Below are 2,225 nucleotides of genomic sequence, written 5' to 3'. Positions count from 1 at the left end.
GCCTGCGACCAGCGCGGCGATCCCGACGACAGGGTCCGCGTTCTTGGCCAGTGTTTTGATCCCGTAGACCACGCCGAGCATGGCGGCGATGATCATGAGCGCCGAGGCCGCATCGAGCGAGTGCCCGTTCGGATCACGCGACGCCGGCAGCGCGAAGGGCGCCGCCGCGAGGAAGACGACGAGCACGGGCACGGCCAGCAGGAAGACCGACCCCCACCAGAAGTGCTCCAGGAGCGCGCCGCCGACGATCGGGCCCAGTGCCGCGCCCGAGGCGAAGCCGGCCGCCCAGACGGCGATCGCGATGCGACGTTCGCGGCGGTCGGTGAAGACGTTGCGGATGATGGACAGTGTCGAAGGCATCAGCATAGCCCCGAATACACCGAGGCCCGCACGGGCGGCGACCAGGAGAGCTCCGCTCGGAGCGAAGGCCGCGAGCGCGGACACTGCCGCGAAGCCGATGCTGCCGATGAACAGCATCCGGCGACGCCCGAAGCGATCGGCCAGAGCGCCCATGGGCACGAGGAGGCCGGCCATGACGAGCGGGTATATATCGACGATCCACAGCAGCTGTGTCCCTGAAGGGCCCAGCGCGGTCACGATCTGCGGCAGCGCGAAGGTCAGCACGGTGTTGTCCACAGAGACCAGCAGCACGGGCAGCATCAGCGCCGCCAGAGCCGCCCAGCGGCGCGGGGCCAGCCTGACGGGCTGGCGGGTCATGGTCGTCAGCTCGGAGGTGAGCATCGTTATCGTCTCCACATTCACACAAAAACCAACCGTCTGGTCGGTGCAGTTCATTACTGTACCAGCCGGACGGTTGGTATGGTTATGAGAGCGGGCATGGGGCCTGCGAATGGGAGGAGGGTCACAGCTCATGGTGAAAGCGACGTTGCGCGAACGCGCCGTGCGCGCCTATGCTGAGTTGCTCGTCGAGCAGGGTCAACGAGCAGCCACGCTCGGAGCCGTCGCGCAGCGAATTTCATCGTCGAAGGGCGGTGTGCTCCACCACTTCGCGTCCATGCAGGTATTGGGCGCTGCCCTTATTGCGTGGTTCACCGACCTTGCTGCCCGGGATGCCGAGCGGATGCGCGAGGCCCCGGAGGGGCCAGTGCTGTTCCATCTGCGAACATCCGCCGATGAGGATCCTGAGCTGAAGCTGGCACTGCTAGCGGTCACTCGGCTGGCGATGAGCCATGACGCGGCAGCGCGGCAGGCACTGAAGTCCGCTCATGAGCGGTGGGGCGACGTGCTGGCCGAGACGGTGGCCGACCCAATGGCGGTCCGGGCGATCCTCCTTGTCGCGACCGGCCTGTCGGCAAGTGCTGATGTCGGGGTGGATCTCATCTCTGGCGTGGAGGCGCTCACGGATCTACGCGACTGGCTGATCGCAGATGACTGACTCTCTCCGCGAGGGCCGCGCATTGAAGGTGCGAGAGGGCGCCCGGAGTGCGACGAGGTATGCCGTCCTGTTGGAGGGGTGAAGCGCCTTGGGTTCCGTTCCGAGTCTCGGCGGCGAGGGTCGGAGCATGCCGAAAAGTTCCGTCCCCAGCTGTGTGATCGCGCCGTGCGCATGGTCTGCAACCGCGAAGCCCGCAAAGGCGGCCCCCGCGCAGCATCGATCCGTGCCATTGCACCACAGCTCGACGTCGGCGAAGAGACACTGCCGATCTGGTGCAACCGTCGCGGCCCCACCGAGCCTGCCGGTCCGGGAAAGCTGCTCGAGAAGGAGAGCCGTCGCCTCCGAGGGGAACTCGCCGAAGCACGACGTGCGTATGAGATCCTGAAGGCCGCCTTAGCGTCTTTCGCAGTGGAGCTCGACCACCTCACGACGAAAGGATCGCGTTCATCGACAGGCGGTCGCGGACAGTTCGGGGGCGAGGCCATCTGTTGCGTCCTCGGTGCGACAGGGTGGGGAATCATCACCTCCCGCAGATGCCGTGCCGCCAAGAGTAGACCGGCCTCCACCGAGGTCGTAACCCTGTTACCGTCCGCCCTGCTGTCGGGAAGGGTCTGCTGCGCGGGTAGGTGACAGGGGTCAGTCAGGCAGCGAGGGCCATGGACGGTCTCATCGTGGCCGCAAACTCGATCGAGGCCAGTTCTCCCAAACCTCCTGCCGCCTGCGCCGGTGGTAGGTGCATGCGATCCGCGTCACGATCGCGATGTGCAGGTGCTCGCGCCTCACCCGGGAACGCCGGTTGAGGACGCTCTTCTGCAAGAGCGCACAGAAC

Annotated in this window: 2 protein-coding genes; one reads left to right on the top strand and one right to left on the bottom strand. The window is 66.4% G+C overall.

What is annotated here, in order from left to right; all coding sequences use genetic code 11:
- A partial coding sequence (locus ABD240_RS13210; protein ID WP_425547024.1) for an MFS transporter occupies nucleotides 1-717 on the bottom strand: 717 nt, incomplete at its 3' end.
- Between the two features lie 154 nt (nucleotides 718-871).
- Between ABD240_RS13210 and ABD240_RS13205 the strand changes: the two genes are divergently transcribed.
- A complete protein-coding gene (locus ABD240_RS13205; protein WP_344337730.1) occupies nucleotides 872-1,396 on the top strand; it encodes a TetR/AcrR family transcriptional regulator in 525 nt (174 codons plus the stop codon).
- Nucleotides 1,397-2,225 lie beyond the last annotated feature (829 nt).

Source organism: Brevibacterium salitolerans (assembly GCF_039531405.1).
Lineage (GTDB): Bacteria > Actinomycetota > Actinomycetes > Actinomycetales > Brevibacteriaceae > Brevibacterium > Brevibacterium salitolerans.
Note: the sequence above shows the minus strand (reverse complement) of the source record. Positions and strands in the feature narration are given on the sequence as shown.

Bases quoted from the DNA above. Each gene is read 5' to 3' on its own strand.
- ABD240_RS13205 (WP_344337730.1), top strand. From the start codon at position 872: ATGGTGAAAGCGACGTTGCGCGAACGCGCCGTGCGCGCCTATGCTGAG.